16 protein-coding genes and 1 pseudogene are annotated in these 17,708 nt (G+C 72.6%); 3 read left to right on the top strand and 14 right to left on the bottom strand.

What is annotated here, in order from left to right; all coding sequences use genetic code 11:
• The 7 genes and pseudogenes from BGP79_RS06495 to BGP79_RS06465 form a co-directional block, all read right to left on the bottom strand.
• Positions 1 to 937: pseudogene (locus BGP79_RS06495) on the bottom strand (peptidase M23); the annotation flags it as partial.
• Positions 938 to 939: 2 nt separating this feature from the next.
• Positions 940 to 1,854, bottom strand: a complete 915-nt coding sequence (gene ftsX, locus BGP79_RS06490) for a permease-like cell division protein FtsX (RefSeq protein WP_076693777.1) — start codon at positions 1,852 to 1,854, stop codon at positions 940 to 942.
• The gene (gene ftsE / locus BGP79_RS06485) at positions 1,851 to 2,540 is read right to left on the bottom strand and encodes a cell division ATP-binding protein FtsE (protein ID WP_076693776.1); all 690 of its coding nucleotides are present in this window, start codon (positions 2,538 to 2,540) and stop codon (positions 1,851 to 1,853) included. The genes ftsX and ftsE overlap by 4 nt, the downstream gene beginning before the upstream one ends.
• 179 nt (positions 2,541 to 2,719) lie before the next feature.
• On the bottom strand, positions 2,720 to 3,736 hold the full coding sequence (locus BGP79_RS06480) for an alpha/beta fold hydrolase (protein ID WP_076693775.1): 1,017 nt from the start codon (positions 3,734 to 3,736) through the stop codon (positions 2,720 to 2,722).
• A 255-nt stretch (positions 3,737 to 3,991) separates the two neighbouring features.
• Positions 3,992 to 5,107 (bottom strand): peptide chain release factor 2, encoded by a 1,116-nt coding sequence (gene prfB, locus BGP79_RS06475; RefSeq protein WP_076693774.1) that lies wholly within the window; start codon positions 5,105 to 5,107, stop codon positions 3,992 to 3,994.
• Between the two features lie 116 nt (positions 5,108 to 5,223).
• Complete coding sequence (locus BGP79_RS06470) at positions 5,224 to 6,609, bottom strand: D-arabinono-1,4-lactone oxidase (RefSeq protein ID WP_083701629.1); 1,386 nt, start codon at positions 6,607 to 6,609, stop codon at positions 5,224 to 5,226.
• Complete coding sequence (locus tag BGP79_RS06465; RefSeq protein WP_076693773.1) at positions 6,609 to 7,955, bottom strand: MFS transporter; 1,347 nt, start codon at positions 7,953 to 7,955, stop codon at positions 6,609 to 6,611. The genes BGP79_RS06470 and BGP79_RS06465 overlap by 1 nt, the downstream gene beginning before the upstream one ends.
• Before the next feature lie 224 nt (positions 7,956 to 8,179).
• Between BGP79_RS06465 and BGP79_RS06460 the strand changes: the two genes are divergently transcribed.
• Positions 8,180 to 9,391 (top strand): glucose-1-phosphate adenylyltransferase family protein, encoded by a 1,212-nt coding sequence (locus tag BGP79_RS06460; protein ID WP_076693772.1) that lies wholly within the window; start codon positions 8,180 to 8,182, stop codon positions 9,389 to 9,391.
• A 179-nt stretch (positions 9,392 to 9,570) separates the two neighbouring features.
• Here BGP79_RS06460 and BGP79_RS06455 read toward each other — a convergent pair whose 3' ends face one another.
• From BGP79_RS06455 to BGP79_RS06425, 7 genes are all read right to left on the bottom strand, one after another.
• Positions 9,571 to 10,035, bottom strand: a complete 465-nt coding sequence (locus BGP79_RS06455) for a pilus assembly protein TadG-related protein (protein WP_233121194.1) — start codon at positions 10,033 to 10,035, stop codon at positions 9,571 to 9,573.
• Positions 10,032 to 10,538, bottom strand: coding sequence for a hypothetical protein (locus BGP79_RS06450; protein ID WP_083701627.1), 507 nt, complete (start codon positions 10,536 to 10,538; stop codon positions 10,032 to 10,034). The genes BGP79_RS06455 and BGP79_RS06450 overlap by 4 nt, the downstream gene beginning before the upstream one ends.
• The gene (locus BGP79_RS06445; RefSeq protein WP_076693771.1) at positions 10,519 to 10,938 is read right to left on the bottom strand and encodes a TadE/TadG family type IV pilus assembly protein; all 420 of its coding nucleotides are present in this window, start codon (positions 10,936 to 10,938) and stop codon (positions 10,519 to 10,521) included. The genes BGP79_RS06450 and BGP79_RS06445 overlap by 20 nt, the downstream gene beginning before the upstream one ends.
• Entirely contained in the window at positions 10,935 to 11,129 is a 195-nt protein-coding gene (locus BGP79_RS06440) for a hypothetical protein (RefSeq protein WP_076693935.1), read from the bottom strand. Before BGP79_RS06440 ends, BGP79_RS06445 begins: the two co-directional genes overlap by 4 nt.
• A 164-nt stretch (positions 11,130 to 11,293) precedes the next feature.
• Complete coding sequence (locus BGP79_RS06435) at positions 11,294 to 12,235, bottom strand: type II secretion system F family protein (RefSeq protein WP_076693770.1); 942 nt, start codon at positions 12,233 to 12,235, stop codon at positions 11,294 to 11,296.
• Positions 12,232 to 13,089 carry a type II secretion system F family protein gene (locus BGP79_RS06430; RefSeq protein ID WP_076693769.1) on the bottom strand — a complete coding sequence of 286 codons (858 nt, stop codon included), beginning with the start codon at positions 13,087 to 13,089 and terminating at the stop codon, positions 12,232 to 12,234. The genes BGP79_RS06435 and BGP79_RS06430 overlap by 4 nt, the downstream gene beginning before the upstream one ends.
• Before the next feature lie 2 nt (positions 13,090 to 13,091).
• Positions 13,092 to 14,312, bottom strand: a complete 1,221-nt coding sequence (locus BGP79_RS06425) for a CpaF family protein (protein WP_076693768.1) — start codon at positions 14,310 to 14,312, stop codon at positions 13,092 to 13,094.
• Between the two features lie 286 nt (positions 14,313 to 14,598).
• On the opposite strand from BGP79_RS06425, the gene BGP79_RS06420 reads away from it, so the two are divergent.
• Positions 14,599 to 15,363 (top strand): hypothetical protein, encoded by a 765-nt coding sequence (locus BGP79_RS06420; protein ID WP_076693767.1) that lies wholly within the window; start codon positions 14,599 to 14,601, stop codon positions 15,361 to 15,363.
• Positions 15,364 to 15,648: 285 nt separating this feature from the next.
• Complete coding sequence (locus BGP79_RS06415) at positions 15,649 to 17,646, top strand: GH25 family lysozyme (protein WP_076693766.1); 1,998 nt, start codon at positions 15,649 to 15,651, stop codon at positions 17,644 to 17,646.
• Positions 17,647 to 17,708: the final 62 nt, after the last annotated feature.

Below are 17,708 nucleotides of genomic sequence, written 5' to 3'. Positions count from 1 at the left end.
CGGCCGCGGCGGCGGCACGCTGCCGGGCGGCGGCGGCCGCGGCGGCACGGGCGGCGGCCTCGGCGGCGGCACGCTGACGCGCCGCCTCCAGTTCCCGCCGCTGCCGTTCGGCGATCTGGTTGCGCACCTGCGCCTGGTCCGCCTCGACGCGGGCGAGCTGCCGGCTGATCTGCGGCCGCCTGGCCTTGAGCTGGGCGGTCAGCGTCGCGCTGTTGCCGACCAGCCGGTCCACGGCGGACTTCCGGGCGGCGGCGGCGTCCCGGGCGGCCTGCTCGGCCGCGAGGGCCGCCTCGGCGCGCGCCTTGAGCTGCCGGATCTCGTCCTCGACCGCGTGCAGGCGGGCCGCGGCGTTCTGGTCGGTCGCCTGCTGCTGCGTCCAGGTGCTGAGCACGGTGCTCTGGCTGCGCAGGGCGGCGTCCGCGAGGCGGAAGCTGTCCGTCAGGTCCCGGCCGTCGCCGGACCCGAGCATGAGGGAGACGTTGCTGGAGAGTCCGCCGTTCTTGTACGCCTGGGCGGCGATGGCGCCGATGGCCCGGCGGGTGCGGTCGGCCGCCTGCCGGTCCCGGCGCAGCTGGGCGTCCAGATCCGCCTTGGACTGCTCGGCGAGCGTCAGCCGTGCGGACTGGGATTCCACCTCGCGGGTGGCGGCGGCGACCTTCGCCTGAGCGTCGGCCAGTGCCGCCCGCGCACCGGGCAACTGCTTCTGGTAGACGCGCAGCTGGGCGATGGAGCGGGTGATGCCGGCGTCCAGGCTCTCCATGGCCTCGCCGACGTCACGGGCCTCCTGTTCGAGGGCGGACTGCCGGTCGTCGAGGTCGTCGGCGGTGGCCGGGGCCACCGCGACCAGCCCGGCTGCGAGCACGGCGGCGGCCGTGGCCGACGCCCAGCGGGCCGTGCGCCGGGACGGGCAGGACGCCGTCGTCGTCTCGGGACTCACCCTCACACCTTCAGGTAGCGGCGGAGCGTGAGCACGGAGGAGCCCCCGGACAGGACGATGCCGAGCAGGATCAGGGCGGGCGCCACGAGCAGGGCGTCCCCCGACGAGATGAAGGCCAGGTCCTGGCTCTCCCGGCTGAGGTAGTCCTCGACGTAGAACCGGGTGAACGCCCACAGCGCCGCGGAGGCGAGCACCGATCCGATGGTCGCCGCGATGATGCCCTCGAGCACGAACGGCAGCTGGATCACGGACTTGGACGCGCCGACGAGCCGCATGATGCCGGTCTCCCGGCGCCGGCTGAACGCGGAGAGCCGGATGGTGGTCGCGATCAGCAGCACCGCGCAGATGATCATGATCCCGGCCGTCACCAGCGCGAACACCGACGCCTGGTTCAGCTTGGAGAAGAGGGGTTCGAGCAGTTCCCGCTGGTCGTTGACGGTGTCGACGCCCGCGGTCGAGGAGAAGCCCTCCCGGATGACGTCGAACGTCGTCGGGTCCTTCAACTGGATCCGGAACGAGGAGGGCAGCTGGTCCGCGGTGACGGTGTCCACGATCGGGGAGTTCTTGAACTGCTCCTTGAAGTGGGTGAACGCCTCCGCCGAGGACTCGAAGTGGGCGGACGCGACGTACGGGGCGAACGTCGGCGACCGCAGCTGGGCGGCGATCGCCTCTCGCTGCTGCTCGGTCACCGCTCCGGACGCGCAGCTCGGGGACACGGAGCCCTGCTGGCACAGGAAGAGGGAGATCTCGACCTTGTCGTACCAGTAGCCCTTCATCTGGTTGATCTGCATCTGCAGCAGGGCGGCGGCGCCCACGAAGGTGAGGGAGACGAAGGTGACCAGGACGATGGAGATGACCATGGTGAGGTTGCGGCGCAGCCCGTGGCCGATCTCCCCGAGGATGAAGGCGGCCCTCATCGGGCGCCCTCGTAGATGCCTTCGGCGTCGTCGCGGACGATGGCGCCGTGGTCGAGCTCGATCACGCGGCGGCGCATCTCGTTGACGATCATCCCGTCGTGGGTGGCCATCACCACGGTGGTCCCGTTCTGGTTGACGCGGTCGAGGACCTTCATGATGCCCATCGAGGTGGCGGGGTCCAGGTTGCCGGTCGGTTCGTCGGCGAGCAGGATCGCGGGCCGGTTGACGATGGCGCGGGCGATGGCGACGCGCTGCTGCTCACCGCCGGAGAGCTCGTGCGGGAACCGGCCGTCCTTGCCCTCGAGCCCCACGGTCTGCAGCACGGTGGGCACGGTCTGCTTGATCACGGTGCGGCTCCGGCCGAGCACCTGCATCGCGAAGGCGACGTTGCCGAACACGGTCTTGTTCGGCAGCAGCCGGAAGTCCTGGAACACGACGCCGATGCCCCGGCGGAAGCGGGGCACGCGCCAGGGCGCGATGACGGAGACGTTCTGGCCGGCGACGTAGACGGAGCCGCGGGACGGCGCCTCCTCCTTGAGGACGAGGCGGATGAACGTGGACTTGCCGGAACCGGAGGCGCCGACGAGGAAGGTGAACTGGCCGCGGTCGATCTCGGTGCTGATGCCGTCCAGGGCCGGGCGCGACGTGTCGTCGTAGACCTTGGTGACACTGTCGAATCGGATCATGCGCGCGTGCTGCTCCCGGCCCGCCCCACAGGCACCGAGGCGGGACCGTACCTGGGAACAGGGGGCCTCGGCGGTTCGAGTGTAGGGCGGCGTTGCTTCTCGCCCCGTCAGCCGGGCGGGTGTGTCGTGCGGCGTGTCGGTGGGTGCCGGTGTCGTCAGCTGGTGAGGGTGCCCCTCCGTCAGCCGGCGGCGAGGTCGTCGACGGCAGCGCGGATGCGGGCGACGCCGTCCTCGGTGAAGAGCGGGATCCTCCCGGTCGAGGGGTACTCGCTGGCGGTGAGCGTGGGCAGCAGGGACGCCCAGGACTCGGCGCTGCCCTCGATGTCCCAGGCCGCGGCGTCCTCGGCGTGACCGGCGCGGCGCCAGATCAGCCGAGCCGGATGCGTCAGCCCGTTCAGGGCGGCGAGCACGTCCTCCGCTCCCACCACCTCCGTCGCGTCCTCCCACGCCGCGCGGCCCTGCACACGGATCCCGAGCTCGGGCTCGCGGCCGAGCAGGGCGTAGTCGAGGGCCGCCCGGACATCGTCGGAGAGCGGGACGTCGAAGCGGCCGGACTGCTCCCAGAACCGGTGGTACTCGTCTGTGGACGGGTAGGTGCGCTCGATCGTGTCGAACAACGGCGCGAAGATCGTCGAGATCGTCGCGTCGCGGTCCTCGCCCGGGGAGGCGAGCCGCGGCAGCCACATGTCCACCAGCAGCAGCGCGCTGATCCGCTCGGGGTGACGGTGCGCGAGCACCAGGGCGGCCAGACCGCCCATCGAGTAGCCCACGACGATGACGTCGTCGGCGTCCTCCGCCTCCAGGGTCAAGGCGAGGTCGTCCGCGTGGGCGGACATCCCGTAGGGGCCGAGCAGCGCGTAGCTCTCCCCGCGGCCGCGCAGGTCGGGGGCGATGACCCGGTAGGCGTCGAGCCGGTCGGCGACGGCACGGAAGGTCTGGTGGTGCCCGGTCAGTCCGTGCAGCAGCAGGACGGTGCGGGGGCGGGTGGGCGTCGCGTTCGCGGCGGAGGCCGGGGGTTCGACGGCGGTGTACCCCGTCGCCGGGGTGATCGGCGGCTCCGGTGCCACGGCGGCCGGGGCGGGCGTCGTGGGGTCCTCGTCCGGCTCGGGGACGGCATCCCACACGCCGACGGTCAGATCGCCTCCGCGCACGGCGATCCGGTCCCGGCGGTACGACCGTGTCAGGAACGGCTCCATGGTCCTCTGCTTTCCGGCAGGCAGGCTCGCGCGCCGTCGGCGGCCCGACCTGCGGCAACGCCGTCCATGCGCCTCGACCCCGGCACAGACCGCCGCGGCCACGCCGGGCGGTGCGTGAGCGCCGGCCCCCCGACGGCTCACGCCCTCATCATGCCATCACTGCCACACGACGGAACCGGGCCGCCGTCCGGCTGGGTGAACGCGACCGCTCCGTCCGCGACGGCTCCGTCCGCGACGGGACGGGCGAGGGAGCGACTACTCGGCGGCGCTGCGCCCCGCGGCGCGCCAGCGGATGCCGGCGTCGACGAAGTCGTCGATCTCGCCGTCGAGCACGGCGGCGGTGTTGCCGACCTCGTGCTCGGTGCGCAGATCCTTGACCATCTGGTACGGGTTGAGCACGTAGGAGCGCATCTGGTCGCCCCACGAGGCCTTGACGTCGCCGGCGAGCGCCTTCTTCTCGGCGTCCTCCTGCTCCTTCTTCAGCAGCAGCAGGCGGGACTGCATGACGCGCAGGGCGGCGGCCCGGTTCTGGATCTGGGACTTCTCGTTCTGCATGGAGACGACGGTGCCCGTGGGCAGGTGGGTCATGCGCACCGCGGAGTCGGTCGTGTTGACGGACTGGCCCCCGGGGCCCGAGGAGCGGAACACGTCGATCTTCAGATCCGACTCGGGGATGTCGATGCTGTCGGTCTGCTCGATCAGCGGGATGACCTCGACGGCGGCGAAGGACGTCTGGCGGCGGCCCTGGTTGTCGAACGGGCTGATCCGCACGAGGCGGTGGGTGCCGGCCTCGACCGAGAGGGTGCCGAACGCGTACGGGGCCTTGACCTCGAAGGTCGCCGACTTCAGGCCGGCCTCCTCCGCGTACGAGGTGTCGAGCACCGACGTCGGGTAGCCGTGCCGCTCGGCCCAGCGCAGGTACATGCGCATGAGCATCTCGGCGAAGTCCGCGGCGTCGACGCCGCCGGCGCCGGAGCGGATGGTGACCACGGCCTCGCGCTCGTCGTACTCGCCCGAGAGCAGGGTCACGACCTCGAGCTCGCTGAGGGACTTCTTGATCGAGGTCAGTTCCCGCTCGGCCTCGGCGCGGGTGTCCTCGTCGTCCTCCTCGCCGGCCAGCTGGACCAGCACCTCGAGGTCGTCGATGCGCGAACCGAGCCGCTCGACGCGCTCCAGGTCGGACTGCCGGTGGGAGAGCTTGCTGGTGACCTGCTGGGCGGAGTCGGGGTCGTCCCAGAGGTCCGGCGCGCCGGCCTGCTCGCTCAGCTCGGCGATCTCGGCGCGGACCTTCTCGACGTCGACGACGTTCTCGATGCTGGCGAAGGTGGAGCGGAGCTGGGCGATCTCGGCGGGAAAATCAGTGGTTGCCATGGTTCCTCCAGCGTACGGCACCGCGCCCGGGCGGATCGCGGCCGGCACCGTGGTCGCCCGGCGGGCGGCCGCCGTCGTGGCGCCGTCGGCAGGGTTCGGGACTCACGGTTCGAGACTCAGGGTCCGAGCACGCGTCGCAGGTACGGGTTGGCGAACCGTCGCTCGGGGTCGAGCCGGTCCCGGACGGCGAGCGCCTCCCCGAAGCGCGGGTAGAGGGCGCCCAGGCGATCCGCGTCGAGGCCGTGCACCTTGCCCCAGTGGGGACGGCCGCCGTAGTCGGCGAAGATCCGCTCGGCGGCCGCGAAGTAGCGCTCGTGCGGCCGGCGCACGTGCCGGTGGACGGCGATGTACCCGATGTCCTGCCCGGACCCGGGCGAGAGGGCGACGTCGTCGGCGGCCGCGACCCGCACCTCCACCGGGAACTCGATGGGCTCGGGCCAGGCGTCCGCGAGCCGGCGGATGCGCCCGAAGGCCTCCTGCATGGCCGCGCGTGGGACGGCGTACTCCATCTCCCGGAACCGCACGCGCCGAGGGGCCGCGAACACCCGGGCGGACGGCTCGGTGAAGGTGCCCCGGCCCATCGCGGCGGTGGCGATCCGGTTGATCGTCGGCACGGTCCACGGGACGTGGCGGCTCACCTCGCACAGGCCGCCGAACACGGTGTTGGCCAGCAGCTCCTCCCCCACCCACCGGCCCAGCCGCGAGCGCGGCACGAGCAGGCTGTCCCCGGGCAGCCGCGTGTTCGTCTTCGTCACCACGCGGCCGCTGCCCGGGAACCAGTGGAACTCGGCGTGGTCGGGCTCGTCGAAGAGGGCGTCCCAGCCGGCGTCGACGTCTGCGAGGCTCCGCATGGCCTCCTCGGCCCGCAGCACGAAGGCGGGCACGCACTGCAGGGTGACCTCGGTGAGCACCCCGAGTGCGCCCAGGCCAACGCGGATGAACGGCAGCAGCTCCGGCTCGGTGTCCTCGTCGACGGTGAGGACCTGCCCGTCGCCGCTCACCAGGGTCGCGCCGACCAGTTGCGTCGGCAGGCCCCCGAAGGCGGCGCCGGTGCCGTGAGTGCCGGTGGCGAGGGCGCCGGCGATCGTCTGCCGGTCGATGTCGCCGAGATTGCGCATGGCCAGGCCGAACGGGGCGAGCAGCCGCGGGATCTGCCAGAGCGGGGTGGCCGCGCCGAGGCGGACCCGGCCGCGCGACGCGTCGACGGCGACGTCGTCCGGCCCGCTCAGCCCGCTGAAGGCGGTGAGGTCGAGGGCGATGTCCTCGGGCGTCCCGATGCCGGAGAAGGAGTGGCCGGACGCGAGCGGCCGGACAGGCCGGCCCGTGCCGTCCCCGAGCAGGGCGGCCAGCTCCTCGAGGTCCCGGGGCCGGACCACGGTGATGCCCTCGGCCCGCTCGGTGCGGCCCCAGTTCCGCCACGTCGTGGTCGGTGTCCCGGCGATGGCCGGGGTCGGGACGGTCGTGGGACCGGTGGCCGGGCCGGGTCCGGGCGGGTGCGTCATCAGCGCACCTGCCGCAGCCGGGCGACGACGAGCACCGCGAGGACGGAGATCACGCCGGCCACGGCGAACAGCGCCGTGAAGCCGCCGGTCACGGCGACGACGAGCGCGCCGAGCACCGGCGCGAGCGTCTGCGGGCCGTTCTGGGCGATCTGCAGCAGGCTCATGTCGCGGGCGACGGTCGTCCGGTCCGGCAGCGCGTCGACCACGAGGGCGAGGTTGACCGAGCAGAACGCCCCGTAGGAGAGGCCGAGCAGCGCGCCGGCGACGTCGAGGCCGCCGATCGACGGCGTCACGATGATGAGCGCGGCGGCCACCACCTGCAGGGCGGCCGCGGCGGCGACCAGCGGGCGTCGTCGTCCCCAGCGGTCCGACACCCAGCCGCCGGCGAAGGAGGCGATGACCATGAACACGGTGTAGATCGCGATGACGGTGAGCAACTGATCGTCGGCGGCGGCCGCGTCGAGGCCCAGACCGTTGATCAGGAAGAACAGCAGCAGGCCGGTGGCGAGGGCGTTGCCGGTGTTGACCAGCACGGTCCAGGTCAGCGCGAGGCGGAGGGGCCGCTGGTCCCGCAGCCGGGTGACGATGTCCCGGCCGGCGCGGGCCACGGCCGTGAGAAGGCCGCGACGCGCGGTGCCACCGGCCGTCCTCGTGAGCGGGATGCCGGTGACGGAGGACGCCGGCGGGTCCGGCAGCAGCAGCACGCCGGTGAGGCCGACCACCAGCAGCAGGGCGGCGAGCAGTCCGTAGCCGCCCGGCACCGTCAACGCGAGCAGCACGCACAGGGCCACGCCGAGGATGAGCCCGACGGCCTGGGTCGCCCCGATGACGCCGGAGGCGACGCCGCGGTGGGCGGCGGGCACCTGGTCGGCGACCACCGCGGTCGCGGCGGTACTGGCCGAGACGAGGCCGAGGGACACCGCGAGCCACCCGGCCAGGACGCCCGCCGTCGTCGTCTGCACGCCGAGGATCGCGAGGCCCGCGCTGGCGAGCACGACGCCGCCGACGAGGAAGGGACGGCGACGGCGGCCGGGCAGGCGGTCCGAGAGGCGGCCGATCACCGGGGCCGCGACCAGAGCCAGCAGGCCCACGGCGGAGAAGATGAGGCCGAAGACGATGACGCCGCCGGTCCAGTCGCTTCCCTCGGTGCCGGTCCGCACCTGTTGCGGCAACAGCAGCTGGGTGGGGGTCAGCTGCGCCATCCAGACGACGAGCCACACCCCGGTGAAGGCGAGGGACCAGCGGACGCCGAGTCGCGGGGGTAATGCGAGGTCGTCCGCGCCGCCCTCCGGCCTGCTGGTGTTCGTGGACGTGTCCGGCCGCAGCGCTGCCCGCTCCCCCGTCATGTGTCTCCCCCTCGAGGCGTCCCGCGCCCCTGTCTCCCCCGGTCGCGCCGCGACCCCCGTCGCGCGCACAGTGGCACCACTGTCCCGGCGCGCACCTGCACTGTCAAGCACCACGCGCGCGTCGGCGCAGGTCAGTGGCGCGTCGTCGATGCTGCCTCCCTCGGGTTGCCCCCGGTTGCCGCTGCTACGCTCGACCGACCTCACCCCCTGCCGTCTGGAGTTCCATGAGTGCCGGCCGCTCCCGCCCCTCCGTCCTGGCTGTGCTGCTGGCCGGCGGCGCCGGCAGCCGGCTGGGCCCGCTGACCCAGGACAAGGCCAAGCCCGCGCTGCCGTTCGCCGGCTCCTACCACCTGGTGGACGTCCCGCTCTCGAACCTGGTGCACAGCAATCTCACCGATGTGTGGGTGATCGAGCAGTTCCAGCCGCACTACCTCAACGAGCACGTGGCCAACGGCCGGCCGTGGGACCTGGACCGCACACACGGCGGGCTGCGGCTGCTGCCGCCCTTCCAGGGGGACGACGGCGAGGGCTTCGCACAGGGCAACGCGGACGCGCTGTACCGGCAGGCGGAGCTGATCCGCGAGTTCGACCCGGATCTCGTGCTCACCCTCAGCGCTGACCACCTCTACCGGTTGGACTACCGCGACGTGATCGACACGCACCTGGCGGCCGGCGCGGACCTGACCATGGTGACCACCGAGGTCGACGGCGACGTGTCCCGGTTCTCCGTGGTGCAGGCCGAGGACGGTCGGGTGACCGACTTCGCCTACAAACCGGAGAAGCCGACGGGTTCGCTCGTGGGCACCGAGGTGTTCCTCTACGACACGGACGTGCTGCTGGACACGCTCGGCATGCTGCTGGAGCGGGACGGGAAGCTCGAGGACTACGGCGACGCGCTGGTGCCCCACCTGGTGGAGCACGGCAGCGTGGTCGAGCACCGGCTGGAGGGGTACTGGCGGGACGTCGGCACGATCGAGAGCTACTGGGAGGCACACCAGGAGCTGCTGCGCGGCACCGGGTTCGACGTGGCCGACGCCGCCTGGCCGATGTACACGGCGCAGCCGCAGACCCGGCCGGCGTTCATCGCCGGGGACGCCACCGTGCGGAACAGCCTGGTCAGCCCGGGGGCGGAGATCCACGGCACCGTGATCGACTCGGTGATCGGGCCGCGTGTGGTGGTCGAGGCCGGGGCGACCGTCCGCGGCTCGGTGGTGATGGACGACGTGGTGGTGGCCCGGGACGCGACCGTGGCGACGGCGCTGGTGGATCTGCGGGTGCGGATCGGCGCCGGGGCTCAGGTGGGTGCGGACGACCCGGACCGGTCCCTGGACTCCGACGGGGACGGCGACGCCGGCATCACCGTGCTCGGCTCGGGACACCGGGTGGCGGACGGCGAGCGTGTCCCGGCCGGCGCACAGGTCCCGGCTACCGACTGACCGGTCCTCCGTTCTGCTCCTCCTGGAGCTTCCTTGAGACCAGCCGACGTCACGAAGTCGCGGTTCAACTTCCGCTCGGCCGCTCGGTCGCCTTCGGAACGGCAGGCGCGGAGACGCACCGGTGTTCCCTGCTATCGGTCTTCGTCCCACGGCCGCCTCCCAACAGGGTTCCCGATCCGTCACTGGCGCAGTTCGGCGCGGGCCTGGGCGACCGCGGTGATCGGGATGCCGTCCGGGACGAGGATGCTGATCAGCGGGGGACGCGCGACGCCGTGCAGCTCGACCTGGGCGGTGCGGCCGTCCGTGGTGCCTGTCCCGGCGCCGATCGCCAGCCCGTCGACGCCCGCATCCGGCCCCAGGCCGCCGAGGTAGGCCCGCACGGCGCCGCCCACGCGGTCCGAGTGCAGCACGGGAACCGGCGCGGTTGTCGCTCCGTCACCGGCGAGGTCGAAGGTGTCCGCTGCGGCCAGAGCCGCGGAGTCGGCCACCGCGAGCAGCTTCTTGTGCTCGATGTAGACGGCGGTGATGTCGGCGGCGACACTCGTGACGAGCAGCGTCAACAGGACGAAGCCGATGATCAGCACCGTCGTCTGACCGGCCTCGCGGTCCCCTGCCCGGAGCCTCCGCCGGATGAACCGCCTCACCGGAACCGGCCGAGGATCTCGGTGGCGCTGGACTGGACCGTGGCCGCACTGAGCACCGACCCGCCGATCGACGGCGCCATCGGCAGCGGCACGGTCAGGCGGACGGTCACGGTGACGCGTGATCCCGGTTCGCTGCACCGCGGTTCGGAACAGGCCACGTCGACCGTCCAGGCCCCGCGGTCGAAGCCGAAGTCCGCCATCGTGGTCGCTGCCGCGGCGTCCGCTGCTCCGGCGTCGAGCTGCTCCTCGCTCAGGGCGATCATCTTGGCCGCCTGGTCGGCGGCGCCGACGACGGCGAACGACCCGGCCTGCACGGCGCCGAGGCTGAGGATGAGATAGACGACCGGGACCAGGAGCAGCGTGCCGAGCACGACGAACTCGATCACCGCGCTGCCGGCGTCCCCGTCGCCCGGGGCGCCGGTGATGCGCCGTCGGAGCGCCCCGATCGTTGCTCGCAGGCGGGGCGATCCGACCGCGGCGGCGTCAGGGCCCGGCACTGGCATGGCCCTGCACCTCGAGCAGTCCCGACGGGCCGATCAGGCCGAGCACCGGCATCGGCGCGGTGATGACGACTCGCAGCGTACGGCGCCCTCCGTCACGGCTCTCGTCGGCCTGCACCGAGCCGGCGTAGTCCGGGCCGAGCGAGGAGAGCACCAGGTCGCGCGCGCGCTCCTGCCCCTCGGTCGCGGTGCGGTCGGCGAGCGAGCCGTAGCGTGCTCCCGAACTCGCGGCGTCGAGCAGTGTGTTCCGGACGTGGACGATGACGGCCAGCTGGACGATCGACATGGCGAGCAGGGTGAGGACCGCACCGACGAGCACGAAGTCGACGACCGCGGAGCCCCGCTCGCCGTCCCTCAGGCCGGACCCTCCGGTGTCCTCGCCCGCGAGCGCCGGCAGTCTCATCGGCGGGGCTGCACCTGCTGGATGGCCTGCTCGAAGAGTCCCTGCAGCGCGGGAGCGGCGATCGCCAGTAGCGCCGCGACGAGCACGGCCGACATGAGCGTGATCATCACCCAGCCGGGGACGTCGCCACGCTCGCGGTCGTCGACCGACCGGACCCGCGCGAGGACGAACCGGGGAATGACGACCAGCAGGGCGATGAGAACGGCGGCCGCAGACCCGGGCACGCCGGGATGCGACGGGCGTGTCCGCGGCGGAACGGATGCGGTGGCGGGGACGTGGTGGGTCATGGTGCTCTCCTGTGCGGTGTCGTGCCGGCGAACCGGCGGGATGAGAGGAATCGAGAGGGTCACGTGTGTCACCAGCCGAGATTCAGCAGCGCGATGCCGGGGAAGACCGCGAAGACGACGGTGAGCGGCAGGACGCCGAAGACGAGCGGCACCATCATGCCGATCTCCTTGCGCCCCGCAGCCTCCATCAGCTGGCGCTTGGTCATGTCCCTGACGTCGGCGGCCTGCGCGTGCAGGACATCGGCCAGAGGGGTGCCGCGTTCGATGGCGATGTTCAACCCGTCCACGAATCGAGACAGCGGAGCGAGCTGGGTGCGATGCGACAGGTCGCCCAGCGCGGCCCGCAACGGAGTACCGGCGCGGTTCTGCGCCAGCACGCGCGCGAACTCCCCGGCCAGCTCCCCGTGCGACGTGCGGACGACGCGTTCGAGGGCGCCGCCGGCGCTCTCCCCGGCACTGACCGCCAGGGCCATCAGCTCGGCCAGGCTCGGGAACTCCGCGAGCATGCGTGCCTCACGTCGTCGGATCTGGGCACCCAGCAGCGCGTCGCGCAGGACGAAACCGCCGATGGCCCCGGCCAGCACGAGCAGCAGGCCGGCGACGGTGGACACGCGTCCGGTCAGGACACCCGCCGCCCCCGTCGCGGTCCCGGCGAGCAGCCCGAGGCCGCACCACACGGTCTGCTGCACGCGGTAGTCGAGGACCGACTCGTCGCGGCCGGCCTGCTGCAGCCGGCGGGCGGTCGCTGCGCTGCCGATCGTGAAGCGCGAGAACCAGCGGGCGACGTCCACCACCACGGGCCGGAAGATGCGCTCGACCGAGCCGAAGGGCGTCGCCGGGCCGGCCCCGTCGAGCAGCCGCGATCGTGTCGCTGCTCCCCTCAGCTGGGGTGCGATCCTGTCGGCGAACGTGGGGGCACGCAGGACGGGGAGCCGGACGACCGCGAGCCACAGACCGAGACCGACACCCGCGCCGAGCAGCACGGCCCAGCCCAGCTGCTCGGCGGTCATCGCAGCACCCGCTCGTCCGGCGGAAGGGAACCGATCCGCAGCATCAAGCGGTAGCAGACGACCGAGACGGCCAGGCCGCCGATCAGCACGGCTGCGCCCGCCGCCGAGTTGTACGCGGCCACGGCCTCGGGCCGGGTGGCCATCAGCAGCAGCACGATCCAGGGTGCCGCCACGGCCAGACGGGCGGCGTTCACCGTCCACGACTGCCGAGCCTCCAGCTCGCTGCGGGTCCGTGAGTTCTCCCGCAGGAAGTCCGAGAGGGTGCCGAGCAGTCGGCCCAGGTCGGAGCCGCCGACGTCACGCGTCATGCGCAGCGCCTCGATGATCCGGTCGGCAACCGGGTCGGCGAGCCGTTCCTTGAGCCGGTCCAGTGCCACCTCGAACTGGCCGCCGGACCGGTGGTCGGCACCGAAGTCCCGGAAGAACCGGCGCAGTTCCTCCGGTCCGCGCTCGCCGAGCTGGGTGAGCGCCTCGGCGAGCGAGAGCCCCGCTCGGATCGCGGACCTGAGGTGGTCGACGACGTCCGGCCACAGTTCGCGCAGGGAGGCCGCGCGCCGGTGCGCCCGCCAGCGGACGACGGCGAGCGGGAGCCAGCCGCCGAACAGACCGAAGCACGCCGCGATCGGCGTCGCCCCGGAACTGATCACGAAGACGGCGACGAAGACGAGCACGCCGGCGCCGATACACGTGGCCACCAGCGACGCCGGACTGACGTTCTCGACGCCGGCCGCCAGGAGGAGCGCGCGCAGCCGCCCGGAGCGGCGGTTCGCGGTGCGCGCCGCGGGACGCGACCAGCAGGACCACCAGATGAGCAGCAGACCGACGCCGAGGAGCACACCGAGGACGGCGGACATGGTCACACCCCCAGCAGATCGGCGACGCGATGGCCGGCACGGACGAACTTGTCCTCGACCGGCATCCCACTGCCGGTGGGTGCCAGGTCGCCGTCGCGCCGGTCGAACAGGACCGCGCTCTCGATCACCCCGTTCTCCACGCGCCGGCCGACCGCCAGCACTTGCGCCACCTGTCGGTGACCCGAGGCGAGCCGCTCCGCGTGGACGACGAGATCGAGACACGAGGCGACGGTCGGGACCACGAAGGCGGCACTGATGTTCTCCCCGGCGAGCAGGGGCAGGGTGCAGATCTTCGCGAGCGCATCGTGCGCGGAGTTGGCGTGGACGCTGGCCATGCCGGGGAGGCCACTGTTGAGGGCGATGAGCATGTCGAGCGCCTCGGCCTCGCGCACCTCGCCGACGATCAGCCGGTCCGGGCGCATCCGCAGCGCCTCCTTGACCAGCCGTCGCAGCGGGATCTCCCCGGTCCCCTCGAGGTTCTGCTGCCGGCACTGCATGCCGACCACGTCCCGGAGCGGCAGGTGCAGTTCGAAGATCTCCTCGACCGTGATCACCCGTTCACGGGATCCGATCGACGCGCCCAGACAGTTCAGCAGCGTGGTCTTGCCGGCCTGCGTGGCCCCCGACACGAGGATGTTCAGTCCGGCCGCCACCGCCGCGGCCAGGAATCGCGCCGCCGCCGGCGAGAGCGATCCCAGCTCCACGAGCTGCTCGAGCCGCCGGGCCCGCACCACGAACTTCCGGATGTTCACCGACCAGTGCCGCTTCGTCACGTCCGGGATCACCACGTGCAGGCGGGAGCCGTTCGGCAGGGCCGCGTCGACGAAGGGGCTGGACAGGTCCAGGCGCCTCCCCGAGGACGCCAGCATCCGCTCCACCAGGTCCCGCACCTGCTGGTCGGTCAGCGACAGGGACGTCAGCTCCGACTCCCCGCCGCGGGCCACGTACACCTCGCGGGGCGAGTTGATCCAGATCTCCTCGATGTCCGGATCGTCCAGCAGCGGTTGCAGCGGGCCGAAGCCCGCGACGGCGTCGAACACCTGCCGGGTCGCTGCGGACAGCGCGCCGAGCGGCGGCAGCGAGGTGACGAGGGCGCGCTCCGAGTAGTCGTTGACCGCGGCGTCGACGAGCAGGCGCACCTCGGGACCCTGCCGGGCCGGGTCCAGTCCGCGCAGCCGGATGAGCTCGCGGACCTCCCCCTCGACGATCTGAACAGCGTCCACTGAAGGACCCCCCGTATTCGCGCGGAGTCCCCCACAGGCTTCCGCGACGGCCCGTCGTCACCGGACCGTGGCAGCAGCGTAAGCCCACGTCGGTGCCACCCGCCAGAGGGGACGGCGCCCTGTGGACAACCCGCCGCCGCCGGGCAGTGGAAGAACATCCGACCCCAAGGGACTGGTCAGAGCGGTTGCCATGGTGAACACTGGGCGAACACCGCGTGGCCGGGGGGCGACGCACCGGTGGTTCTCCCTGGGGGCAGGGAGGACGTCGAACGGGTTGGGGGACACCATGAGCCGTACGGTCAGTCGCGACTCCAGCAAGGACGTCCGTCGTGCGCCACGGCGGCGCGCTCGCCGCCACACGCCCGTCGTCGGCGGTGCCCCGCGCTGGCGCCACCCGCTCGTGGTGGCCGCCGGCATCGTCGCGGCGCTCGGGTGGCTGGCCCTGATGGCCGGCAACGTCCTCTACTACACCGGGCCGCACGACGGCGCGCTCGCCCTGTTCAACAGCTCGCGCTTCAACGGGGACAACGACCGGTCCTGGCCCGAGTTCGGCGGCTACGCGGCCATGGCCACCGCCGCGCTGGCGATGCTGCTCCTCGCACTGCGACGCCGCCAGGCGATCTACGGCGCCTGGGCCCTGGTGCTCGCGGTGATGACGGCCGACGACTCCTACGCCCTGCACGAGCGCGGCGCCAAGCTGATCCTGCAGCACGTCAGCCTGCCGTCCGTCGCCGGGCTCCGCCCCCAGGACGCGGGCGAGCTCGGCGTCTGGGCGGTCGGCGGCCTCATCCTCGCGACCCTCGTCGTGCTGGCCGTCCGCCGGGCCGACGCTCTGGGACGTCAGGACAACCGCCGGCTGGTGGGCCTGCTCCTCGCCCTCGCCGTCTTCGCCGTGGGCGTGGACATGGGCGCCGAGCTGCTCGCGAAGGTCGTCACGGGGCACGGGGCCCTGAACTGGCTCGCCCTGATCGAGAGCGGCGGTGAGCTTCTCGTGATGTGCCTGATCGCGCTCACCTCGCTGGCGATGCTCGTGCGACACGCCCGGCACTGACACGCCGAGGCCCGCCTTTCACAGCATCCGGCGCTTACACGGGCATACCGGGGGCCGATAGTCGCAGGCGGGACCGGAGCGACCGCCGTGATCGATCCGTCATCACGGCAGCCGCACCGGCCCCACCCGAAACCCCGTCGTGATCTCGACCGGGCGGCTGCCTGCCGCCCGCGCCGAGGCGACACGCCGTGAACATCGGGGGGTGTTCACGGCGGATCAGCCCTCACCGGACCTCCGGTGTGCCAATCGCGCCCGGCCCCGCGGGCGACATCGCGGAGAACAACCATGACACCTCACTGCCCCGGTCCCCTGGTCTCAGCAGGCGGACACCTCGACTCGACCACGCCGCGCCCCGCCCGGGCTCTCACCCGTCTACTCACCGCCGGGCTCGCGCTCGCGCTCGTCGCCGGCCCCGGTGCCGGTGTCGCCCTGGCGTCCCCGCTCTCCCCGACCGCACCGGACGGCACCCCGTCCGCCGGTCAGCCCTGGAGTGCCCCGGCGCAGTCCGTACCCACCGCTCCCGTCGCGACGGCCACCCCGGCCGCACCGGCACGCAGCACCGCACCGGGCACGAGCCTCCCCCAGGCGAGCACCCCCCTGACCGAGGCGCAGCGCGCCGCCACGGTGCGCACCGGCATCGACCTGGCCGCACTGAAGAAGGAGCAGGGCGCCAACGGCGGCTACCTGGGCAAGAGCGTCAAGGCCCGGCAGACCACCACCGGCACACAGCCCCGCAGCCTGAACCAGACCGCACCGTCCACCACGACCACCGCCGGCACCGTGGCCAACCACTGGGTACCGGACGGCGGCGTGCTCGGCATGGACGTCAGCGGCTGGCAGGGCAACGTCAACTGGAGCTCCGCCTGGAGCCTGGGCTCCCGGTTCGCCTACGTGAAGGCATCCGAGGGCAACTACCAGATCAACGACTACTTCGCCCAGCAGTACAACGGGGCCTCCTCGATCGGCATGATCCGCGGCGCGTATCACTTCGCGCTCCCCGGCGTCTCCTCCGGCGCAGCGCAGGCCGCCACCTTCGTGGCCAGCGGCGGTGGCTGGTCCGGCGACGGCAAGACCCTGCCGCCGCTGCTGGACATCGAGTACAACGGCTACGCCTCCCTCGGCAACGCCTGCTACAACCTCACCCCGGCGCAGATGGTGTCCTGGATCAAGGACTTCTCGAACACCGTGAAGGCCCGGACCGGGCGCGTGCCGGCCATCTACACGACCACCGACTGGTGGATCAAGTGCACCGGCAACAGCACCGCCTTCAGCGACAACCCGCTGCACATCGCCGCCTACTCCACCTGGGTCGGCAACATGCCGGCCAGCTGGTCCACCTTCAGCATCTGGCAGTTCTCCTCGGACGGCCCGTTCGCGGGTGATTCCAACCAGTGGAACGGCACCTACGCCCAGCTGCAGACGTTCGCCCGCGGCGCCGTCGCCGCACCGGCCACGCCCGTCGTGACGGCCCCGGTGCCCGCTGCACCGGCCCCGGCACCCGCGCCCGTGGTGAGCGGTCCGTCCATCAAGTCCGCTGCGGACGTCGTCGCGGTCGACTCCGCCGGCGTGCTGTGGAACTACCCCGCCGTCAACGGCAAGGGCGCCCTCGGGGCCCGCTACCGGGTCGGCTCGGGCTGGGGCGGCACGCGGTCCGTCACGGTGATCGACTGGAACAACGACGGGTACTTCGACCTGCTCGGCCAGTGGAAGACCGGCGCCCTCACCCTCTACACCGGCCGGGCGACCGGCGGCTTCAACGCCTCCCGCACCCTGCTGCCCTCCGGTCTCGCCGGATCGCAGCTGACGGTCGGCTACTGGATCGCCGCCAGCGCCCTGCCGCAGGTGCTCGCCCGTAACGGCAACGGCACGCTCGACCTGTACAGCCCGACCAGCACCGGCGGCCTGGAGTTCTCGGGGCGCATCGGCTCCGGGTGGGCCGGTCTGGACCTGACGATGGCCGACTTCGACGGTGACGGCTACCAGGACCTGCTGGCCCGTCGTGGCAACGGCGACCTCGCGCTGTACCGCAGCAAGGGCAAGGGCACCTTCGTCAACGAGACCCGGCGCGTCGTCGGCCGCGGCTGGGGGTCCTTCAGCTCGATGACGATCACCAGCGGCTTCACCACCGCGACCAGCACCGGCATCAACGCCCGCCGCACCGACGGCACGCTGCAGCACTACCCGATGACGGGGACCGGTGGCTGGGGCACCCGCACGCAGATCGGCAACGGGGGCTGGAACTCCCTGCTGATCGCCGGAGGGGAGAACCTCCGGGCGCGCTGACCCTGGCTCCACGCGAACGACCGTGGCCGCGATGCCCTCTGGGGGGGCATCGCGGCCACAGC

Origin of the sequence: Tersicoccus sp. Bi-70 (assembly GCF_001968825.1) — a bacterium.
Classification (GTDB): Bacteria; Actinomycetota; Actinomycetes; order Actinomycetales; family Micrococcaceae; genus Tersicoccus.
This window is presented reverse-complemented; position numbering and strand designations above follow the sequence as displayed.

What these genes read in the sequence shown, in the direction of transcription:
- ftsX (WP_076693777.1), bottom strand. Translation starts at nt 1,854, where the DNA reads ATGAGGGCCGCCTTCATCCTCGGGGAGATCGGCCACGGGCTGCGCCGC.
- ftsE (WP_076693776.1), bottom strand. Translation starts at nt 2,540, where the DNA reads ATGATCCGATTCGACAGTGTCACCAAGGTCTACGACGACACGTCGCGC.
- BGP79_RS06480 (WP_076693775.1), bottom strand. Translation starts at nt 3,736, where the DNA reads ATGGAGCCGTTCCTGACACGGTCGTACCGCCGGGACCGGATCGCCGTG.
- prfB (WP_076693774.1), bottom strand. Translation starts at nt 5,107, where the DNA reads ATGGCAACCACTGATTTTCCCGCCGAGATCGCCCAGCTCCGCTCCACC.
- BGP79_RS06470 (WP_083701629.1), bottom strand. Translation starts at nt 6,609, where the DNA reads ATGACGCACCCGCCCGGACCCGGCCCGGCCACCGGTCCCACGACCGTC.
- BGP79_RS06465 (WP_076693773.1), bottom strand. Translation starts at nt 7,955, where the DNA reads ATGACGGGGGAGCGGGCAGCGCTGCGGCCGGACACGTCCACGAACACC.
- BGP79_RS06460 (WP_076693772.1), top strand. Translation starts at nt 8,180, where the DNA reads ATGAGTGCCGGCCGCTCCCGCCCCTCCGTCCTGGCTGTGCTGCTGGCC.
- BGP79_RS06450 (WP_083701627.1), bottom strand. Translation starts at nt 10,538, where the DNA reads ATGCCAGTGCCGGGCCCTGACGCCGCCGCGGTCGGATCGCCCCGCCTG.
- BGP79_RS06445 (WP_076693771.1), bottom strand. Translation starts at nt 10,938, where the DNA reads ATGAGACTGCCGGCGCTCGCGGGCGAGGACACCGGAGGGTCCGGCCTG.
- BGP79_RS06435 (WP_076693770.1), bottom strand. Translation starts at nt 12,235, where the DNA reads ATGACCGCCGAGCAGCTGGGCTGGGCCGTGCTGCTCGGCGCGGGTGTC.
- BGP79_RS06430 (WP_076693769.1), bottom strand. Translation starts at nt 13,089, where the DNA reads ATGTCCGCCGTCCTCGGTGTGCTCCTCGGCGTCGGTCTGCTGCTCATC.
- BGP79_RS06420 (WP_076693767.1), top strand. Translation starts at nt 14,599, where the DNA reads ATGAGCCGTACGGTCAGTCGCGACTCCAGCAAGGACGTCCGTCGTGCG.
- BGP79_RS06415 (WP_076693766.1), top strand. Translation starts at nt 15,649, where the DNA reads ATGACACCTCACTGCCCCGGTCCCCTGGTCTCAGCAGGCGGACACCTC.